Origin of the sequence: Ferrimonas pelagia, from assembly GCF_039543565.1 — a bacterium.
Lineage (GTDB): Bacteria > Pseudomonadota > Gammaproteobacteria > Enterobacterales > Shewanellaceae > Ferrimonas > Ferrimonas pelagia.
This window is the reverse complement of record NZ_BAABJZ010000008.1, coordinates 36,267-55,104: the sequence shown is the minus strand read 5'-3', so window position 1 is coordinate 55,104 and position 18,838 is coordinate 36,267. Positions and strand designations below refer to the sequence as shown.

Annotated in this window: 15 protein-coding genes; 10 read left to right on the top strand and 5 right to left on the bottom strand. The window is 56.1% G+C overall.

Annotated elements, in window-relative coordinates; translation table 11 throughout:
* Positions 1–19: 19 nt before the first annotated feature.
* On the top strand, positions 20–1,552 hold the full coding sequence (locus ABEA08_RS03915; protein ID WP_345333521.1) for an acyl-CoA synthetase: 1,533 nt from the start codon (positions 20–22) through the stop codon (positions 1,550–1,552).
* Positions 1,553–1,615: 63 nt separating this feature from the next.
* Here ABEA08_RS03915 and ABEA08_RS03910 read toward each other — a convergent pair whose 3' ends face one another.
* The 3 genes from ABEA08_RS03910 to ABEA08_RS03900 all read right to left on the bottom strand — a co-directional run bounded on the left by ABEA08_RS03910 (position 1,616) and on the right by ABEA08_RS03900 (position 7,461).
* The gene (locus ABEA08_RS03910; RefSeq protein WP_345333519.1) at positions 1,616–2,842 is read right to left on the bottom strand and encodes an alkaline phosphatase family protein; all 1,227 of its coding nucleotides are present in this window, start codon (positions 2,840–2,842) and stop codon (positions 1,616–1,618) included.
* 61 nt (positions 2,843–2,903) lie between these two features.
* Positions 2,904–4,148 (bottom strand): alkaline phosphatase family protein, encoded by a 1,245-nt coding sequence (locus tag ABEA08_RS03905; RefSeq protein WP_345333517.1) that lies wholly within the window; start codon positions 4,146–4,148, stop codon positions 2,904–2,906.
* Between the two features lie 88 nt (positions 4,149–4,236).
* Complete coding sequence (locus ABEA08_RS03900) at positions 4,237–7,461, bottom strand: TonB-dependent receptor (RefSeq protein WP_345333515.1); 3,225 nt, start codon at positions 7,459–7,461, stop codon at positions 4,237–4,239.
* Between the two features lie 789 nt (positions 7,462–8,250).
* Between ABEA08_RS03900 and ABEA08_RS03895 the strand changes: the two genes are divergently transcribed.
* The 9 genes from ABEA08_RS03895 (at position 8,251) to ABEA08_RS03855 (ending at position 16,609) form a co-directional block, all read left to right on the top strand.
* On the top strand, positions 8,251–9,012 hold the full coding sequence (locus ABEA08_RS03895) for a DUF3450 domain-containing protein (protein ID WP_345333513.1): 762 nt from the start codon (positions 8,251–8,253) through the stop codon (positions 9,010–9,012).
* 8 nt (positions 9,013–9,020) lie between these two features.
* Positions 9,021–10,376, top strand: coding sequence for a MotA/TolQ/ExbB proton channel family protein (locus ABEA08_RS03890; RefSeq protein WP_345333511.1), 1,356 nt, complete (start codon positions 9,021–9,023; stop codon positions 10,374–10,376).
* A 2-nt stretch (positions 10,377–10,378) separates the two neighbouring features.
* A complete protein-coding gene (locus tag ABEA08_RS03885; RefSeq protein WP_345333594.1) occupies positions 10,379–10,903 on the top strand; it encodes a MotA/TolQ/ExbB proton channel family protein in 525 nt (174 codons plus the stop codon).
* A 12-nt stretch (positions 10,904–10,915) separates the two neighbouring features.
* Positions 10,916–11,320, top strand: a complete 405-nt coding sequence (locus ABEA08_RS03880; protein WP_345333509.1) for an ExbD/TolR family protein — start codon at positions 10,916–10,918, stop codon at positions 11,318–11,320.
* A complete protein-coding gene (locus ABEA08_RS03875; RefSeq protein WP_345333507.1) occupies positions 11,320–11,934 on the top strand; it encodes an energy transducer TonB in 615 nt (204 codons plus the stop codon). Before ABEA08_RS03880 ends, ABEA08_RS03875 begins: the two co-directional genes overlap by 1 nt.
* 14 nt (positions 11,935–11,948) lie before the next feature.
* Positions 11,949–13,211 (top strand): tetratricopeptide repeat protein, encoded by a 1,263-nt coding sequence (locus tag ABEA08_RS03870; RefSeq protein WP_345333505.1) that lies wholly within the window; start codon positions 11,949–11,951, stop codon positions 13,209–13,211.
* Between the two features lie 207 nt (positions 13,212–13,418).
* Positions 13,419–15,395, top strand: coding sequence for a bifunctional metallophosphatase/5'-nucleotidase (locus tag ABEA08_RS03865; RefSeq protein ID WP_345333503.1), 1,977 nt, complete (start codon positions 13,419–13,421; stop codon positions 15,393–15,395).
* A 275-nt stretch (positions 15,396–15,670) separates the two neighbouring features.
* Positions 15,671–15,865: a PAS domain-containing protein gene (locus ABEA08_RS03860; RefSeq protein WP_345333501.1), complete on the top strand. Its 195-nt coding sequence runs from the start codon at positions 15,671–15,673 to the stop codon at positions 15,863–15,865.
* 117 nt (positions 15,866–15,982) lie between these two features.
* A complete protein-coding gene (locus tag ABEA08_RS03855) occupies positions 15,983–16,609 on the top strand; it encodes a GGDEF domain-containing protein (protein WP_345333500.1) in 627 nt (208 codons plus the stop codon).
* A 300-nt stretch (positions 16,610–16,909) separates the two neighbouring features.
* Here ABEA08_RS03855 and ABEA08_RS03850 read toward each other — a convergent pair whose 3' ends face one another.
* Together ABEA08_RS03850 and ABEA08_RS03845 are read right to left on the bottom strand one after the other, a co-directional pair.
* Entirely contained in the window at positions 16,910–18,127 is a 1,218-nt protein-coding gene (locus tag ABEA08_RS03850; protein WP_345333498.1) for a hypothetical protein, read from the bottom strand.
* Complete coding sequence (locus tag ABEA08_RS03845; RefSeq protein ID WP_345333496.1) at positions 18,124–18,825, bottom strand: ABC transporter ATP-binding protein; 702 nt, start codon at positions 18,823–18,825, stop codon at positions 18,124–18,126. Before ABEA08_RS03845 ends, ABEA08_RS03850 begins: the two co-directional genes overlap by 4 nt.
* Positions 18,826–18,838: the final 13 nt, after the last annotated feature.

The window sequence follows — 18,838 nt, the reverse complement described above, 5'->3', positions numbered from 1 at the left end:
TTCGACAAGGATGAATACGATGAGCTTACACCCCTGTACCTATGCGAGCAGCACGCCGGACAAGCCCGCCATTATTATGGCCGGCAGCGGCGAGCAGTTGACCTTTGCTCAGCTGGAAGACGTCAGTAACCGGGGGGCACAGCTGCTGCGCTCCCTGGGGCTGGAGAACGGCGATCACATCGCGGTGATGGCGGAAAACAGCTTGGAATATCTGGCGGTCAGTTGGGCGGCGTTGCGCTCCGGCTTGTACTTTACGCCGGTACCGATCGGGCTCACTGCCGAGGAAGCGGCGTATATGATCGACGATTGCGACGCCAAGGCGTTTGTGGTGTCGGCCAAGGTGGCCGCCAAGCTGTCCATCGACGGATTAAAGCTGAGCTGTCCTGGCTTCTCGGTGGGCGGCGATGTGGCGGGATTGCGCCGGTTTGAAACCGAGCGCGATGCCATGCCAGCACAGCGCATCGACGATGAGTGCGAAGGGCTGAACATGATGTACTCCTCGGGGACGACGGGCAAACCTAAGGGGATCAGCCGTCCGTTTATGCCCGGTCCGTTGGGCGAGGGCAACAGCGCGGCGGGCTTCCCCGGTATGCAGCAGCAGATGTTCCGCGCCAGCAGTGCGGCCACCTATTTGGCGCCAGCTCCGCTGTACCATGCCGCGCCGCTATATTGGTTGCAGGCGTATACCCGACTGGGGGCCACTGTGGTGGTGATGGAAAGCTTTGAGGCGGAAGCGGCGTTGGCGGCCATCGACCAATATCAGATCACCCACAGCCAGTGGGTGCCCACCATGTTCATCAAGATGCTCAAACTGGATGACACGGTGCGGTCCAAGTACCGCTTGGACAGCTTGCAGGTGGCGGTGCACGCCGCGGCTCCCTGTCCCATTCCGGTTAAACAGCAGATGATCGATTGGTGGGGTCCGAAGATCTTCGAGTACTACACTGGCTCGGAAGGCAACGGCATGACCTTTATTACCCCGCAGGAGTGGTTGGCCAATCCCGGTTCCGTGGGGCGGCCGATTGTGGGTGAGCTGCACATTGTTGACGACGAAAGCGGGCAAGAATTGCCAGCGGATCAGGCCGGCACCATCTACTTTGCCAGTCCCTATCCGTTTGCCTATCACAAGGCGCCCGAAAAGACCGCGTCGGTGACTTTGAAAAACGGCTGGTCGACCCTGGGGGATGTGGGCTATGTAAACGAGCAAGGCTATCTGTTTTTGACCGATCGCAAGAGCAATATGATCATCTCCGGAGGGGTGAACATCTACCCGCAGGAGACCGAGAATGCTTTGATCATGCACCCGGCGGTGGCCGATGTTGCCGTGATCGGTGTGCCGGATGAGGAGTTTGGTGAGAGCGTTAAAGCCGTGGTGCAGCTGCAGCCGGACTGGGAAGGGGATGCGGATCTGGCAGTGGAGCTGATTGCGTTTTGTAAAGATCAGATCGCCAAGCTTAAGTGCCCTAAGAGCGTCGACTTTGTCGCCGAATTGCCTCGCAGCGATACCGGCAAGCTGATCAAGCGCAAGCTTAAAGCACGCTATTGGTCTTGAAGTCGATTGAGTGCCATAAAAAACGGAGCCATAGGGCTCCGTTTTTCTATCTGTTGCGTGTCGTTACTCGGCCAGCAGCGGTGCAAGCACCTCAAACTCGCCATCGATCTCATGTTCAATGGTCAGCCCCAGGATCTCGGCCATCAGTGGATACAGATGGATGTTGTCCGCAGCTTCGATGCGGGCACCGGTTTCGAAGGCCGGACCTTTGGCCATCAGCAGGGTGTTCATCTCTGGCACGGCGGCGGTTTCGTAACCGTGCATGCCGATAGGGCCCGGGCGGGCACCATCATACGTCAGGTAATGATCGTTGGTGACAATGATGGCGTCGCCAACGGCGTTATGGCCTTTAAATCGCAGGCGCAGTGGTACGTCGGCACGCTTGTAGGCTTCAACCCCTTCGGTGGCGTTAAATAGCGCAACGATCTGATCCAGATCCGCTTCGGTGGCACCATCCATTTTGTGGATGTGATTGACTGCGGCGGTACCGCGCATCATGAACTTTTCTTTCAGCTCGGGATGATCGCGCAGCACATCGTCGGTGTTGTAGCGGGGATCTTGCTCGACGTTGGCCATGCCGTGATCGGAGGTGATGATCACATTGATGTCGTGGGGCAGCGCATCAAGGCGTGCCATCAATTGACCCAGTGCCGCGTCCACCTTGTGCAGTGCATCGCGGGTCTCTGGTGCATCCGGGCCAAAGCGGTGACCTGCGCTGTCCACTTCGTGGAAGTAGAGATTCACCACCTGTGGACGTTCATCCTCAGGCATGGAAAACCACTCGACGACCTGATCGACCCGAAGCTGGAAGTCTTCGATGTACTCGAACGGTTTCCAGTAGCTGGGCCGGTAACCGGCGATCTCCGCCTCAGAGCCCACCCAGAAGTAGGTTGCTGCGGTCATCCCCTGGCTCTCAGCCAGAGACCACAGTGGCACGCCACCGTAGTAACGGCCGTCCATATCGGTTTTACCCGCTCGGTAGACATCTTGCATGTCTGGGCTGTAGAAACTGTTGCCGACAATGCCATGATTTTCCGGCAAGAGACCGGTGACCAGCGTCACGTGGTTAGGGAAGGTTAGGGTCGGAAAAGCCGGAGCCAACTTTTCCACCATGGCGCCTTGTTCGGCGAAGGCGGACAGTGCCGGTGGCTGGTGCAGTTCGTTGTAGTCGTAGCGGTAGCCATCGATGGATATCAGCAGCAGGTGGGCTTTCTCTTCGGGTTGACTAGGCGGTTGCGTACCACAGGCGCTGAGCGCCATGGCCGCAAACAAAGCAAATATAGGTCGCATGGTTTCTCTTCCAGTAAAAAAACGGCTGGAGCGCAGCCGTTACTTAAAAGGTTGCTCTTTGTTATTGGGCCAGCAGTGGCGCTAGCGGGGCCAGCTCGCCATCGATTTTATGGTCAATGCTCAGGCCGAGGATCTCTGCCATCAGCGAGTAGACATGGATGTTGTCGGCCGACTCGATGCGTGCGCCAGATTCAAAGGCCGGACCGACGCCCATCAGCAAGGTGTTCATTTCCGGTACGGCGGCGGTTTCAAAGCCATGATTGCCCATCAAGGTGGTGGGGCGTTCGGCGTTATCCAAGTAGCTTTCGTTGGTCAGGATAATGGCGTCACCGATGGCGACATGGCCTTTGAAGAGCAGACGCATCGGAATGTCTTCGCGCTTATAGATCTCAATGTTCGGTATGTCCTGGAACAGTTCGATCATCCGCGCCAGATCGGCAGCCTTGTCCTCGCCCTGAGCGTAGATCTGAGTGACAGGGCCGGTGCCGATCAGGCGCAGGCGTTCACTCAAACCGGGCTCCTGAGCCATCACCTCATCCATAAAGACCCGATCCAGCTTGGCCAGATCTTTCATGCCGTGATCTGAGGTGATGATGATGTTTAGATCCATGTTCTGCGTATCGGCCAGCGCATTGAGGCGTTCAACCAATTGTGCCACGGCGGCATCCACTTTATGCAGCGCATCACGGGCCTGCTCAGAGGTCGCGCCATGGTAGTGACCCATGCTGTCCACTTCGTGGAAATAGAGGGTGGCAAACTGAGGGCGCTCGCCTTGTGGCAGTTCGAACCACTCGACGATCTGATCGATGCGGATCTGGAAATCTTCGACATGGTTATAGGCGGTGTAATAGGTCGGACGATGACCGGCGATCTTGGCCTCACTGCCGGGCCAGAAGTAGGTGCCGGACTTCATGCCTTGCTCGGCGGCCAAAGACCACAACGGAATGCCGCTGTAGAAGTCGCCATTGGTGACGGCTTCGGCACGGGACAGGAAGTAGTCCTCACCCAGCGCCGGGTTATGGAAGCCGTTGGAGACGATGCCGTGGTTTTCCGGCAGCAGGCCGGTGACCAGGGTCAGATGGTTGGGGAAGGTTTTGGTCGGGAAGCTGGGGGCCATTTTCTCGATCACCGCTGCTTGTTGCTCAAACTGGCTGAGGAAGGGCGGTTGGTGGATGGCGTTATAGTCGTAGCGGTAGCCATCGACGGAGATCAACAGCAGGTGCGGCTCACGTTGTTCAGCGTTGGGCGAGGTATTGCTGCAGCCCGCTATGAGAACGGTAAAGAGAAGGCCCAAAAACAGTCGCATTGCGTTTAATTCCTTGTGCAACTTAGTGCGTATCTGATGTAAAAAAACCGGCCGCAAAGCGGCCGGTTGGCAGTGTATCGACTATGGCTTAGAAGCGGTAGCGAACACCCAGTTTCATTTCCCAAGCGGAAGCGCGTTGGGAGACGGTACCCGCATCGCCGGTGTTCAGGCTGCTGTAGGTGTAGGTGTCGTTGACCGCATCGTAGCTGTAGTCCATCAGACGCTTGGAGCCGTACTGGCTGTACTGCTGCTGGCCCCAATCGGAGTTCAGCAGGTTCAGCACGTTGCTGATATCGAAGTACATCTCAGCGCGGTGATTGGCAGTGAAGCCCGGCAGCTGCTGCAGGAATCGGAAGTCCAGACGGTGGTTCCAATCTAGGTTGCCAGCACCTTTCGGAGCGTAGGCACCGTGGGTCAGGCCCGCGCCATTAACGGCAGCGAAGTATTGGTCTTGGGTCATGCCATCCAGGATCACGCGGCCTGCATCGATATCGGCTTGAGAGGCGATGTACGCAAGTACGTTACCGTCGTTCCAAGCCGCATCGGCGTTCAAGCTGCCGCAGTCCATGCCACAGCCACGCATGGTGTAGCTGTAGTTATCGCCAGAGGTTGCTTCGTAGAAGAAGTTGAAGCTGGAGTTGTAGCCAGCTAACAGCTCTGCGTCGTAACCTAGGGTCATGGTGACACGGTGCTTCTGCTCGTACGGGCTGGTGCCCAGAGCGGTGCTGTGACGGTCGTAGTCGCTCCAGGCAAACTCGTAGTTGGAGTTGGCAGTGGAGGAGCTACCTTGGTTACCTTCTTTAACGTTCTGGTGAGCGTAAGCGGCAGAGAAGCGCAGGCCGTTGTCAAACTGCTTGCTCAAGGCCAGAGACAGTACCTCAGAGTAGCCATCTTCGTCTGCGTTGGTCAGCATCAGATCGTAACGACAGCCATAGCTTGCACTACAAACTTCTTCGGTCAGGTAGTCGTAGTTCTGGTACAGCTTGCGACCGGTAAAGTCGGCGGCGTGTTCGCCATCGCGCTCTACGGCCTTACGCGCCAGATCAACATACTTGATGTCATTTTCACGTTTGATGTACAGGTATTCACCACCGAAGTACCAGTTGTCACCTAGCAGGCCGAGATCCAGATTGGCATCGAAGCCCAGGTTAAAGCGCCAATCGGATGCCAGCTTGAAGTTTTCGTCGATGGCGTTGACGAAGCCCTCAGAGCCCTCTGGTAGTTCACCCCAGTGTTCGTCTGGTAGGGTGAATTGACCGTCCCAGTCGCCCCAAGCATCGCTGCGCCAGCCAGAGCCAGTCAGTAGTGTGTGACCATCATTGGAGAAGCTGTTAGACATCCATACGTTCGGGTAACCACCGGCAAAGCGGCCAACACCACCGCGCAGGGCGATGTCGTCGGTCAGCTGGTACTTGGCACCGAAGCGTGGCAGCCAGATATCTTGGCCGTCAAAGGTGGTGGTGTTACCGATGTTTTCGGATACATACACACCATGGTGAGTTTCACCAGCGTAACGCTTCACGAAGTTCTCGTTCAGCTCAGGGGTGTCGGACATGCCGATACGCTCGTAACGAAGACCGAAGGTCAACTCCAGATCGTAGGTCACGTCCCAGGTGTTCTCGACAAACAGCGCGGTAGTGTTCATATCGAAGGACGCACCGGCGTCATCGATGTCGCCAGAGCGGGTGCCTTTCCAGTCAAAGCGATCCAGCTGACCGTTTTCGAAGTTTTCAATGCTGTCGAAACGGAAGCGGCCTAGAGCATCCTGAGCAAACTGGTTGAAGATATCCAGACGGTTGTGCTGAACACCAAATGCTAGAGCATGATCACCCAATTGGTAGTCGGCAACGAATCGGATCTCTAAGTTCTGGTTGTCCAGTTCATTGGCGTGGCGGCTGCGCTCTGTACCGAAAATGATGGACTTGTTTTGGCCGTCGTCACCTACAGTCGTGATCTCAACAGAGCCAATACCTAGGTCATGTACCGGGTTGTGCTCGTTACGTTGATCTTTGTAGGCCACTTTCAGGTCGGTAGACAGGTTGTGGGTCCAGTCGGAGTACAGGTTAAAAGCGTGAGTTTCCAGCTTCTGGCGAGTTTCAAACCAGTGAGAAGCGAAGCGGAAAGAGCTGGAGGTGGAGGTTCCGCTGGTGGACTGCCCGTCGGTCCGCTGGTAAGTATAGGACGCACGGTGATCGTCGTTGATGTTCCAATCCAGCTTGGCCAGGATCTTCTCGTCCTTGGAGTTTTGCTGGCGGGCGTAGTCGCCCAAATCGTTCAGACCGTAGCCGGCGGCTGCAGCAATAACGCGCTCCAGTTGCTCGGAGTTAACACCACTGTCACGATCAAAATTTGGATCGTCTGAAGCGCCGTAGTAGTTATCGCGAGGGGAATCAAAGCGCTCGTAGGAACCAAAAAAGAACAGACGATCTTTGATCAGTGGCAAGCCAATGGTGCCACCAAAAGTGCTCTCTTCGAAATCTTGAGCGGAGCGATTGCCATTGGTCTGTTCTGGCTTGCCTGCCAAATTGTCGCCCGCGTACTCGTAGAACATGGTACCGGACAGTTCGTTTGTGCCGGATTTGGTTACCGCGTTTACCTGAGCACCAGAAAAGCCGCCGTAGCGGGCTGACATTGGCGAAGTATTCAGAGCTACGGACTCTACCGCGTCGATGGAGATCGGGGAGCGTTGAGTTGGGTACCCGTTGCTAGCTAGGCCGAAGTCGTCGTTCTGACCTACACCATCAACAACAAAGGAGTTGAATTTCGGGTTGATACCCGCAACAGACATGCGAGAGCCGTCGGAGGATACGTTGGCCATAGGGTTTTGGCGCAATACGTCTTTTAGGTCGCGGTTCGTACCGGGTGCGCTGGCGATGTCGTCTTCGCCGAACTCGGAGTTGGACCCTGCAGTGCGGAACGGCAGGGAGGAGCCGGACACTACGATGCGCTCGACGCCATCGTTAGTTTTCAATTGGGTGTTTAAGCGCAAGGCTTCACCGACGCCGATGTACAGGCCTTCTTGATACTCATCTTGGAAGGTATCTGAGGAGATAACGACAGCGTACGGACCACCAACGCGCAGACCACGGGCGTTAAAAATCCCGTTATCGTTGGCATCCAGCTCGGTCACGGTACCGGTTGGTTGGTGGATAATGGTGATGGTGGCGTCGGACACGGCTTGGCCGTTTGGACCAACGATGGCACCACGCATGGAAGAAGCGGTTTCACTGGCGGCGGCTTGACCAGCCAGACCTAAGGCAAAGGCAGTTGCCAGAGCCAATTGGCTCGGCTTAAACATCTTTTTAGAGTTCATATTTCTCAAACTTCATCCGATAGGGATTTGAAAGTATTGGTGGGTCGTACGCTTATCTGTGCGCCCTTTAATTTTGCGGCGGCATTATTTCATAAATATTTCTTTTGGCCAGTTGCGCTTATTTCGCGTTTTTTTAGAGGTCCGATTTTTAACGCATTTATGTAAAGAGTTGGTTGATTGTGTTTTGGTTTGGTAAGTGCCGTAAGGGGGAGTTGTGCGCTAGTGATGCGAACTTGTGTGTAGGCAATTGGGGGATATGGGGGCGATCCAGCCTTTATAGGAGTCATCGTGGTCTAATCAAGAAGACCATACTCCGCCCGAGAGCCCATTGGCTGGGCACCTTTATCCATTCTGGCGGTAAAAACGGGAAAGCTAACGAGGGCAGGCGATTGGAACGAATAGGCGAGACTTATTTAACGCAAAAAGCAGACTGAGTGTTCGCAAATTAGAACAATGCGGATGCGCCTTGGAATTGCGAATGGTGATGCAGATCGGGTGCACAGCGATGACCGTTTGAATGTAATCAAAAAACACCTGAAAGAAAGCAACGGATCGTTTCTGTTGGATCGGGAGTGTGATGTCGATCTCAGGTTTTACTGGTTTTGCTGGCTTGGGTTGCTTATTTGGCAAATAACCTTGATTGCGGTGAGATCTATAGTGATATGGGCTCGACATTTGTAAACATCTGTCAGAGAATTCCAATCGACTTACTGAATTTTTTCGCGAGTTTTCAAGAAGGGGATTGACCCCTCTTTTTTGTTTTTCATTCAATTGGGTTGTTTTAATACCATGAAAGCAAAACCGTTCTCTGCCCTAGCCTTGGGCGTAGCGCTGTCCTTTGGCGGCACCGCGATGGCGTCAAACGCCATTGGCGAGCTGCAGAATGCTGACAAGCAGATCCACGATGCTGCAGCTACCTCTCAGGCAAAAATCGACAAGCTGGACGATCAGAGCCAAGACCTGCTGAGCGATTACCGTCGCAAGGTCGATGAGACTGAAACTCTAAAAGCTTATAACGACCACGTTGCTCGCTTGGTTGAAGATCAAAAACGTGCTCAAGCCTCGCTGGAAGAGCAGATCGCTGGGATCACCGCGACCGCTCAGGGCGTTGTGCCGCTGATGTACCGCATGATCGACACCATCGATCAGTTCGTTCAGATCGACGTGCCTTTCCTGGCCCAAGAGCGTGCCGACCGCGTCAAGCGTCTGCATGAAGTGATGGACGAAGCCAACACCTCTACCGCGGAGAAATACCGTTTGGTGATGGAGGCTTACCAGATCGAGAACGAGTACGGTTCCCGTATCGGTTCTTACGTGGGTAACTTGAACATCGATGGCAATGAGCTGGTGGTGGATTACTTCTACGCCGGTCGCGTTTCCTTCATGGCGCAGTCGCTGGATAAGACCCGCGGTTGGGTTTGGGACAATGATGCCCGCAGCTGGAAAGATCTGGAAAGTGGCCAAATGCGCGCTCTGTCCGATGCCATCTCCATGGCTAACAACCAAGCGGCGCCGGATCTGATCAAACTGCCGATCAAAGTTGCTAAGTGAGAAAAATGATGAAAAAGCTTATCACTGCTGCAGTTATGGCGGCGTCCTTTGCACTGCCAGTACAGGCTGAAACTGCTGCTAGCGGTCTGACTCTGGACCAGCTGCTGAACAACGTTAAGACCTCCCGCGCTGCGGAAGCCAAGATCAACGCTGAGCGCGAAGCCGCTTTCACTGCGATCAACGCTGACCGTAAAGCGATGATGAATCAAGCTGAGCGTGACCACAACGAAGAAACCGCCCGTGGCGAGCGTTTGGCCCAGGAGTTTTTGGATGGTGAGCGTCTGCTCAACCAGCTGGAAAACGACCTGTCTAACGCCGTAGGTAACCTGGGTGAGATGTTCGGTGTGGTACGTCAGATCTCTGGCGATCTGGCCGGTGGCCTGAACATGTCCCTGATCTCCGCTGAGTTCGCTGGCCGTGATCTGGAAATGGCGGGCATTGCGCAAGCGCAAGAGCTGCCGACCATCACTGAGCTGGAAGAGCTGTGGATCGGTCTGCAGACCGAGATGACTCAGTCTGCCAAGATCTCCCAGTTCGAAGCGGATGTGACCAACACCGAAGGTGAGACCAACGTTCAGACCGTAACCCGTGTTGGTGCGTTCAACCTGATGTCTGACGGTCAGTTCCTGACCTACAACTCAGAAACTGGCAAGATCGTTGCCCTGCCTCGTCAGCCAGAAGGCTACAAGGTAAGCACCATTGGCAACTTCGACAGTGCCAATGCGGGCGATCTGGTTGATCTGTACGTTGACCCTTCTCGTGGTCCTCTGCTGGCGGTCTACACCCAGAAAGCCAACATGAAAGAGCACTTCGAGAACGGTGGCACCGTCGGTAAGATCATCGCCGGTCTGCTGATCTTCGGCTTCATCCTGGCCATCTGGCGTATCATTGTGCTGACCATCGAGTCCGCCAAGATCAAGAAGCAGATGCAAGATCTGAGCAACCCTGGCGACAACGCCCTGGGCCGCATCCTCAAGGCGTACCACAGCAACCGCAACGTGGACACCGAGACGCTGGAGCTGAAGGTCGACGAAGCGATCCTGAAGGAAACGCCACGCATCGAAATGGGCATCAGCCTGATCAAAGTACTGGCCGCTATCGCGCCAATGCTGGGTCTGCTGGGTACCGTAACCGGTATGATCGCCACCTTCCAGAACATCACCCTGTTCGGTACCGGTGACCCGAAGATCATGGCTGGCGGTATCTCCATGGCGCTGGTAACCACCGTTATGGGTCTGATCGCGGCACTGCCTCTGTTGCTGATGCACGCTCTGGTTTCTGGCCGTGCTAAAGCGGTACAAGAAGTCATTGACGCCCAATCTACTGGTTTGATCGCCGCTCACGCGGAGCAGGGGAACAAGTAATGATGGATTTCCTGATGGAACTCTTCGAGTCGGTCAGGGATTTCATGGCCACCGGGGGCGATGTCCTCTGGTTGGTCGCCGCGGCGCTGTCCGTGACTTGGATCCTGATGTTGGAACGCTTCATCTTTTTGAGAACTGCGTATCCAAAGATCGAGGCCGAGCTCATCGCACAGTGGCAGGCGCGTCCAGAACGTAAGTCCTGGACCGCCCACCGCGTTCGCGAAACCCTGCTGTCTCAGGCTCGGGTCCAGCTGAGTGCCCGCATGTTGATCATCGCTGCTTTGGTAGCTATGTGTCCCATGCTGGGTCTGTTGGGTACCGTAACCGGTATGATCAACGTGTTTGAGGTGATGGCGGTGCATGGCACCGGTAACGCCCGCATGATGGCATCCGGGATCTCCATGGCCACCATTCCGACCATGTCGGGCATGGTAGCGGCCCTGTCCGGCGTGTTCTTCAGCGCTCGACTGAACGCGGAGATCAAAATGGCCAATGAGAAACTGAACGATCACTTGCCTTTCGACTAAAGAGTTAAACAAATGGCACGTAGAAAGACTGCAACAGTATCTGATGAAGCTCAGGTAGATATGACTCCGATGCTCGACATCGTATTCATCCTGCTGATCTTCTTTATCGTGACCACCTCTTTTGTCAAAGAGGCCGGTATCGATGTAAACCGCCCAGAGGCGACCCAATCCAGCGCTAAGCCTTCTGCGAACATCTTTATCGCAGTAACGGAAAATGGCCTGATCTACATGGAAAACCGTGAGGTTGATGTACAGCGCGTACGTGCAAACGTCGAGCGTATGTTGGCTGAAGCGCCAGAAGCTCAAGTGATGATCCAAGCGGATCAGCAGGCGCGCCACGGTATCGTGGTGAAGGTGATGGATCAGGTTAAAGCCGCTGGCATTGACCGTATCTCGGTATCCGCGGAGCAGAAGTAATGTTAAGAACACTGATCGCAACCGTGCTAGGTCTGACGGTCACGCTGTTCCTCTTCGGCTTTATGGCGTATCTCATCAGTGGAGGTCCTCAGCGTGGTATGGAAAACGCTGAGATCCCACCGATTGAGATCACCATGGATCGTCAGGACTCAAATGCGCAGCAGCGCCAGCGAGTCCTGCCGACCCCGCCGGAAGAGCCTGAACAGCCGCCGGAGATCCCGCAGATGGATATGGATGTGGATACCAGCGCCGCTGATTCCTTCTCCCTGAACTTGCCAGGTGCCAACGTAGCCGGTGGTGTATCCGCCGACTTGGGTGGTCCGGGCGCGTTTGGCGGCAGTGGTGAAGCGATGCCGATCGTTCGTATCGAACCACGCTATCCGCAGGAAGCTGCCCGTCGCCGCGTAGAAGGTTACGTCGTGATGAGCTTTACCATCGATGAGGTGGGGGGTGTAACCGACATTAAGGTGATTGAAGCGGAGCCGCGTCGTATGTTCGACCGTGAAGCCATCAACGCCCTGAGCCGTTGGAAGTACCGTCCAAAGACCGACGATGGTCGCCCGATGCGTCAAGAAGGCCAACAGGTTCGTCTTGACTTCGAACTGACCAACTAACGGGGAGACTGAGCATGAAAATGAAAAAGACCCTGTTAAGCATTGCGGCTTCGGCCGCGCTGCTGGGCAGCGCTATGCCAGCGTTGGCGGTTGGACCGGCCGGTGGTGCCCAATGTGTGGTGGAAGAGCGCGAAGGTCGCGCCGCTTCTGAGCGTGTTGGTCGCAGCATTCAGCGGGCTTTTGACCTGTTCGATGAAGAGAAGATCGACGAAGCGATCGCGATCCTGGTGGACATGTCGCCACGCAGTGATTACGACAAAGCGTACGTCAACCGCTTCATCGCCAACCTGGCTGCTGGCCAGGAAGGTCGTCAAGAGCTGGCGATGGAGCGCATTGCGCTGGCGCTGGACGCCAATATCCTGAGCAATCAGGATCACGGTCAGCTGCTGCGTTTGCAGGGCGACTTGGCGGTTCAGAACGAACAGTACCCAGAGGCGATGGCCGCGTTCCAGAACTGGATGGACTTCACCTGTGATGAAAATGACATGGTGTACCTGCGCATGGCCGTGGCCAGCTCAGAGCTCAAACAGTTCGACGACGTGATCGCTTACGCTGATGCCGCGATGCGGGTCAAGGGCGAGCCGGATCGCAACATCTACCTGCTCAAGATGGGCGCCTATTACGAGCAGAAAAAGTTCGAATTGGCGGCTGGCGAGCTGGAAGCCTTGTTGACCCACTTCCCGGACAATCCGAAGTTGTGGGTTCAGCTGGGGCAGTTGTACCTGCTGGCAGAGAACAACGAGAAAGCCTTGTACACCATGGACATCGCTTTCCGAAATGATCTGCTGGATACCGGTGCAGAGCTGCGTCTGTTGGGCCAGTTGTTGCTGCAACGCGAGTTGCCGTATGCTTCTGCCATCATTCAGGAGTTTGCTCTGGAGCGTGAGCTGATCGACCGCGAAGCCAATGTGCTGTCTGCGATCGGTTCCTCCTTCTACCAGGCGCGGGAAACCGACAAGGCGATTGAATACTTTGGTCAGGCTGCAGAGATCTCCAACCTGAGTAAAGATCACCGCCGCAAAGCCAACCTGCTGGTTCAGCAGGAGCGCTATGGCGAGGCCAAGGTCGCATTGAACAAAGCCTTGAAGGGCGATGAACTTGAGAACGAAGGGCAGATCTTTCTGCAATTGGCTCAGGCGCACTTCTACCTGGATGAGTTCAAAGAGGCCAAAGCCGCTGCCGAAAAGGCGATGCGTGAAGAGCGTTTGAAGCGCAGCGTCGAAGGTTGGTTGGCTTACATCGAAGACGTGGCCAAGCGCCGCGGCATCGAGATGTAATACGGCTCTGACCGAACAAAAACGGCTCCCATTCTGGGGGCCGTTTTTTTTTGCGTTTGAGTAAGCGATGCGCGCTCTCGTGGCCATGCCGTCGCGTTTTCCGCCGTTACGACGTTTTCCGTTTCGAGACATAAAAGTCGGGATTGTCTGTGGTATTCTTGCGCGGAAAAATCCCTATACAAAGAATCATTCAGAAGTATGAATCCAATGCGTCCTTTACTCTCCCTCTGTCTTGTTGCGGCATTGGCCGGTTGCAGTGGTCAGCCCGATCACCGTGGTGAGGGTTTCTCCCTAACCATTGCCCATATCAACGATACCCATTCTAACTTTGATCCGGTTAACGCCAGCATGAGCAATGCTGCGCTGTCAGAGCGCCCGGTGTTCACCCGTTTCGGCGGCCATCCCCGTTTGTTAACTCAGGTGGACACGTTCAAGGCGCAGGCTGAGGCGGCCGATCGCAGCTTACTGTTTCTGCATGGTGGGGATGCCTGGCAGGGCACCGGCTATTTCAAACTGAACAATGGCAAGATGAACGCCGATATCCTCAGCCGCATGGGGCTGGATGCGATGGCGGTGGGCAATCACGAGTTTGATCTGGATAACGCCACCTTGCGTGAGTTCATCGATACGGTGAACTTCCCCATGCTCGGCGCCAATATGGACGTCAGCGCGGATCCGGCCCTTAACGGGGTCGACAACCTTAAGCCGTATGTGATCTTTGCCTTTGATGGCCATGACAAGCAGATCGTGACCGATCACCAAAACCTGCCGCAAGGGCGCGACTTGGTGGCGGTATTAGGCTTGGTGCTGGAGGACATGCCGACCATGTCGCCGAACGTGGGCGAGGTGCAGTTTGCTGGCGAAGTCGATACCGCGCGGGCCATGGTGGCGGAGATCAACGCCCTGGGCGTGAATACGGTGATCGCCGTGACGCATCTGGGACTGGCGCGCGATCAGCGTCTTGCGCGTGAGGTGTCGGGTCTCGCTGCGGTGGTTGGCGGGCACTCACACACCTTGCTGGGTGACTTTACGGCGTTGGGACTGGGCGATGGCGGTGAGTATGCCGAGATGATCGCAGGTCCAGATGGTGACTACACCTGTGTGGTTCAGGCTGGGCAGTACGCTCAGGCTGTCGGTCAGGCGCAACTGGAGTTTGATGTCGATGGCCAGTTGGTGAACTGTCATGGTGCCAACACGCTGTTGTCTGATGCGACCTTCTTCGCCGATGGCCAATATCAGCAGCAGCTCTTTGGCGACGCCGAGCAGGCGGTGGTCGAGTTCGTTGCCGCACGGGATGAAGTGGCGATCGTCGCGGAAGATCCCACCCTGCGCGCCCACATCGATACCCACTATAAACCTGCGCTGGTTGCCGCTTATGGCGAAGTGATAGGTCAAGTACCGCAAGCGCTGCTGCATGAGCGCCGCCCTAACGACAATGGGGTGGATCAACATGGCTCTCGCGTCGCGCCTTTGGTGGCGGAGTCTCAGTTGCATTTCGCCAACTCGGCTGAGGTGCTGGCGGTGACCGGTATGCCAGTGGACTTTGCCTTGGTCGGTGCCGGGGGCATTCGCACCAATCTGGAAGAGGGCGCGTATTATCAGGGCTCGGCCTCGATGGAGCTGCTGCCATTTTCCAACTACCTGTCGGTACTGACCGTGACCGGCAGCGACATTCAGCGCCTGCTGAGCGACACCGTGACCCAGTCTCTGCCGGACGACGCGCACAAGGGTAAGTTCCCTTATGGCGGTGGCCTGCGTTACCACTTCGTTGAGACCACAGCACAAGTGGAAGGCGAGCTGATTTCTGTTGAGGTGCGCCGGGGCACTGAGTTGGCGCCGATCTGGGAGCCGCTCGATGCCGATCAGTCCTACACCTTGGTGACCACCAACTATAACGCCAATGGCAACGATGCCTGGGATGCGCTGTTTCACGCTCAATCCGAGCAGGCCCACCGCATGGACATCGCCTTTGTCGACGAGCAGCCCATGGCGTTCCCTGTGTCACAAGTAGTGCAGCAGGGCCAGGGTTATGCGGCGGTGTATGAGCAAGGCCGACCGGATTGCGAGCAGGAGAGAGTGCGCTGCAGCTCCGATGCACAAGCGTTCATTGACTACATCCGCGACGCCCGTCCATTGGTGACGGAGATGAAGACGCCAGCGGTCACATTAAAACTGGCTCGTTGAGCCTTTAAAAGGCTGGCGTTCGGCATACTGCAAGCCGAACGCCAGTCATTTTATTGGCCCACTTCCCCCTCTTGCCGGTTTCTTCAGGCCGGTAATACCCCATATATTGCACCAGAATATTTCTGAGTATTCTATATTTGCCCTATGCTTGACCTTGGTTTCATTGAAAATTGGTGAGCGACCTCTGCCTGTCATGTTGATGCTGACAGCCGATGAACGCTGGTGGTCAAAGCGACGAAGGAATGTGGCGAATTGGACGATAGCAAGGAGTGCTCATGGATTTAGACCCCGCGTTTTACCGGGGAATGATCGACACTATGGTCGACAACGTCACTGTGCTTAATAACAACGGTGATATTGTGCTGGTCAACCATAGCTGGTCTCAATTTTCATCCGAGAATAATGGACCTGAGCCGGGGGAGTGGCTAGGGCAAAATTACTTAGCGGCTTGTGAGGATTCGGCAGCGTAAGGCGATGAGTTTGGCCAGCGGGCTTTGCAAGGCTTGCGAGAGGTCATTGGGCTGAAGCGGTCGGTGTTTTATATGGAGTACCCCTGCCACAGTGAGACCGAGCATCGTTGGTTTATTATGCGGGTCAGCCCTTTTCATTATCAGCAGAAGTTGTATTTGGTGGTGGTGCATCAGAACATCACCCAGCGGAAATTGGCTGAGTTTGAGGTGCTTAAACTCTCAAGAGAAGATGAGTTGACGGGTGTTGCCAATCGCCGTTGTTTCGATGAGTTTATCCAACAAGAGTGGAATCGTTGTGCACGTTTGTCGATGCCCTTGATGGTCGCCTTGATCGACATCGATAAGTTTAAGGAGATTAACGATCACAATGGTCATCAGATAGGGGATGCTTGCCTCATCGAGTTTGGCCGCCTTCTTAAAACGGTGGCGAATCGTCCCAGTGATCTTTGCGCTCGCTTTGGTGGTGATGAGTTTGTTGTGGTGTGGGGCAACACCTCAGAGCACCAAGCGGACCTGCTCGTCGGTCGTTTGATGGCTGGATTGGCTGCGGTCAATGGCGATGCTCAGAGTCCTACTCCGACATTTACGGTCAGTATCGGTTTGGCCAGCATGCAGGACGATCCGGTTGACTCCGTTGCTGCGCTGCTTCGACTCGCTGATGAGAGGCTTTACCTTGCCAAGCGAGGTGGACGTAATCAAGTCGCAGCACGGTACCTTGGGTGCTCACGTGAATTAAGGCAATAAATCGGATTTGAGGGCCCTTGTCGGCGGTGTTGCCGACAAGGGCTGGCCGCTTTTGAGAAGTTTGCTCACAGGGGGCCGTGATTATTAATCTAGCTTCGCGATGGTGAGGCTAAGCCTTTTTACTCAATCTAAACGGGGCCGTACCTCAGCCTCCTGGTAGCATTGCTGCTCCTCTGCCTTACGGCTCAAAGCTCGCTCCGTTCAAGACCATTAGAGATAACCAACAAGTGTTGGAACTCTGATCTGCACGATCGCTATCATGCCCCGGTTCGCTTGTTGGTGGATGTATCACTTAGGGGATCAGAAGCTCCACTTCACTTGCGCAAAGAGCAGAGTCGAGGGGGTGTCGCCAAACAGGCTGTCATTGCGGCCGTCAAAGCGCTGCAGCACGCCCAGCAGTTGCCAGTCGTTGGCGAGGGAATAGCTGGCGTTGGCGCCGATAAAGTAGGAACCGTCCTGATAGGCGGTCGCGGTCAGGGTGAAGCGGCTCAGTGGAGTGATATCGAAACCGATGTCGCCGTAGCCGGTCCAGCGGGTAAAGCTTAGGGTACGGGCGGTCAGGGGCAGGTTCAAGAAGGCCAGGGCACTGTCGGGGGGTTGTGGGTGACTGATGTAGAGCGCCGCGGCCCGGCCCATCCAGTTACGGCGTCCGCCGAAGCTGTAGTCGCTCTCCAGCGTGGCAACGGTTGCGCGCTGCAGCGGCAATGCGTCGGGTGTCTGTTGTGGCCAGTGGGATTCGGTCGGCTCGAAGTGGGTGATCTCACCTCGTACGCCCGCACCGCTGAGATCGCCAGCGAAGCCAAAACCAAATACATGATCCAGGTGAGACTTGCCGGCCAGTACCTGGCCGTCCCAGCCGCTGAGGTTGAACAGGTAACGTCCGGCGTAGCTGTCCAGTTGACTCTCTTTGGCCGGGTTGTAGACGAGATCGATCTGGCTGGCGAAGCCGAGTTTGCGACTGAGGATCAGCGCATCGGCACCGGGACGCTCTTCGTAGTCGAAATCAAAAATGGAGTAGCTGTTGAACAGATCGTTGGGGTTGAACAGGGTAGCCATGCCCCAGTTGATCCGCGAGCGGCCCAGGCGCAGTTGCCAATCCTTGTTGTCACCACCGAAGCGATAGTCGAGGTAGGCGCGATCGAAACTGCTGGTGCCGATCACGCCGGTTTTATCGAGCCAGTTGTGGGTTAAGTCCCAGTAGCCGGGATCCAGCCCCACCAGATCGCCGTAGCCGGACTGCTCGGCGCTGTCGCCGGCCAATACCCGGTTGCGCATGGCCAGGTTGACGCGCAGCGTGTCACTGAAACGGTATTCGAAGTTGAAGCGTTGATGCACCAGGTGATCCAGCGCAGAGCCGCCCTCGTCGGGTAGGGTGGCGGTGGCCATGTACTTGACGTAACCGCCCAGATCCCACGCCTTTTCCGGGGCCAGGCCGGGGATGGCGGCACTGGCGAAGGCGGGCAGTGACAGCACCGCCAGTCCGCACAGCACCGATAGCCCCGAGACACGTTTTCTCATGCGGCGTGCTCCGGCTGCTGGCGGCGATCCTCGGTCAGTTGACCATCTTCGAACACGATCACCCGCTTGGCCCGGGTGATCACCCGAGGATCATGGGTGGAGAAGATGAAGGTGGTGCCCTCCTGCTGGTTGAGCCGCTCCATGATGTCGAGCAGTTCTTTGGTGCTTTGCGCATCCAGATTGGCGGTGGGCTCATCGGCCATGACGAAACGGGGACGGGGGGCCAGCGCCCGGGCCACGGCGACCCGCTGCTGCTGGCCGCCGGAGAGCTTGGCGGGGATCTTATGGATCTGATCTTTGAGCCCCACCTCGGTGAGCAGCTGCTCGGCCCGGGCGCGGCATTCGGCTTCTTTGTGACCCTGCAGTTGCATCACGAACTCGACATTTTCCAGGGCGGTAAGCACCGGCAGCAGGCTGTAATCCTGGAAGATGAAGCCGACGTGATCGCGGCGAAAGGCGATCAGTGCCTTCTGATCGAGCTGACACAGATCTTCCCCGTCGATCAGCACGGCGCCGCCGCTGGGGGGGTCGATCCCGCCGAGCATGTTGAGCAGGGTGGTCTTGCCTGAGCCGGAGGGGCCCATGACGGCGACGAATTCGCCCTGCTCTATGGTGAGATCCAGGGGCTTGATGGCCTGCACCGGGAAGTCGGAGTCCGGGTTGTAGGTTTTGCTCAGTTGTTGGGTGTGAATACTCATGAGTCACGGCTCC

Excerpts from the sequence above, each read along its gene's own strand:
- ABEA08_RS03915 (WP_345333521.1), top strand. The coding sequence starts at position 20 with ATGAGCTTACACCCCTGTACCTATGCGAGCAGCACGCCGGACAAGCCC.
- ABEA08_RS03910 (WP_345333519.1), bottom strand. The coding sequence starts at position 2,842 with ATGCGACCTATATTTGCTTTGTTTGCGGCCATGGCGCTCAGCGCCTGT.
- ABEA08_RS03905 (WP_345333517.1), bottom strand. The coding sequence starts at position 4,148 with ATGCGACTGTTTTTGGGCCTTCTCTTTACCGTTCTCATAGCGGGCTGC.
- ABEA08_RS03900 (WP_345333515.1), bottom strand. The coding sequence starts at position 7,461 with ATGAACTCTAAAAAGATGTTTAAGCCGAGCCAATTGGCTCTGGCAACT.
- ABEA08_RS03895 (WP_345333513.1), top strand. The coding sequence starts at position 8,251 with ATGAAAGCAAAACCGTTCTCTGCCCTAGCCTTGGGCGTAGCGCTGTCC.
- ABEA08_RS03890 (WP_345333511.1), top strand. The coding sequence starts at position 9,021 with ATGAAAAAGCTTATCACTGCTGCAGTTATGGCGGCGTCCTTTGCACTG.
- ABEA08_RS03885 (WP_345333594.1), top strand. The coding sequence starts at position 10,379 with ATGGATTTCCTGATGGAACTCTTCGAGTCGGTCAGGGATTTCATGGCC.
- ABEA08_RS03880 (WP_345333509.1), top strand. The coding sequence starts at position 10,916 with ATGGCACGTAGAAAGACTGCAACAGTATCTGATGAAGCTCAGGTAGAT.
- ABEA08_RS03875 (WP_345333507.1), top strand. The coding sequence starts at position 11,320 with ATGTTAAGAACACTGATCGCAACCGTGCTAGGTCTGACGGTCACGCTG.
- ABEA08_RS03870 (WP_345333505.1), top strand. The coding sequence starts at position 11,949 with ATGAAAATGAAAAAGACCCTGTTAAGCATTGCGGCTTCGGCCGCGCTG.
- ABEA08_RS03865 (WP_345333503.1), top strand. The coding sequence starts at position 13,419 with ATGCGTCCTTTACTCTCCCTCTGTCTTGTTGCGGCATTGGCCGGTTGC.
- ABEA08_RS03860 (WP_345333501.1), top strand. The coding sequence starts at position 15,671 with ATGGATTTAGACCCCGCGTTTTACCGGGGAATGATCGACACTATGGTC.
- ABEA08_RS03855 (WP_345333500.1), top strand. The coding sequence starts at position 15,983 with ATGCGGGTCAGCCCTTTTCATTATCAGCAGAAGTTGTATTTGGTGGTG.
- ABEA08_RS03850 (WP_345333498.1), bottom strand. The coding sequence starts at position 18,127 with ATGAGAAAACGTGTCTCGGGGCTATCGGTGCTGTGCGGACTGGCGGTG.
- ABEA08_RS03845 (WP_345333496.1), bottom strand. The coding sequence starts at position 18,825 with ATGAGTATTCACACCCAACAACTGAGCAAAACCTACAACCCGGACTCC.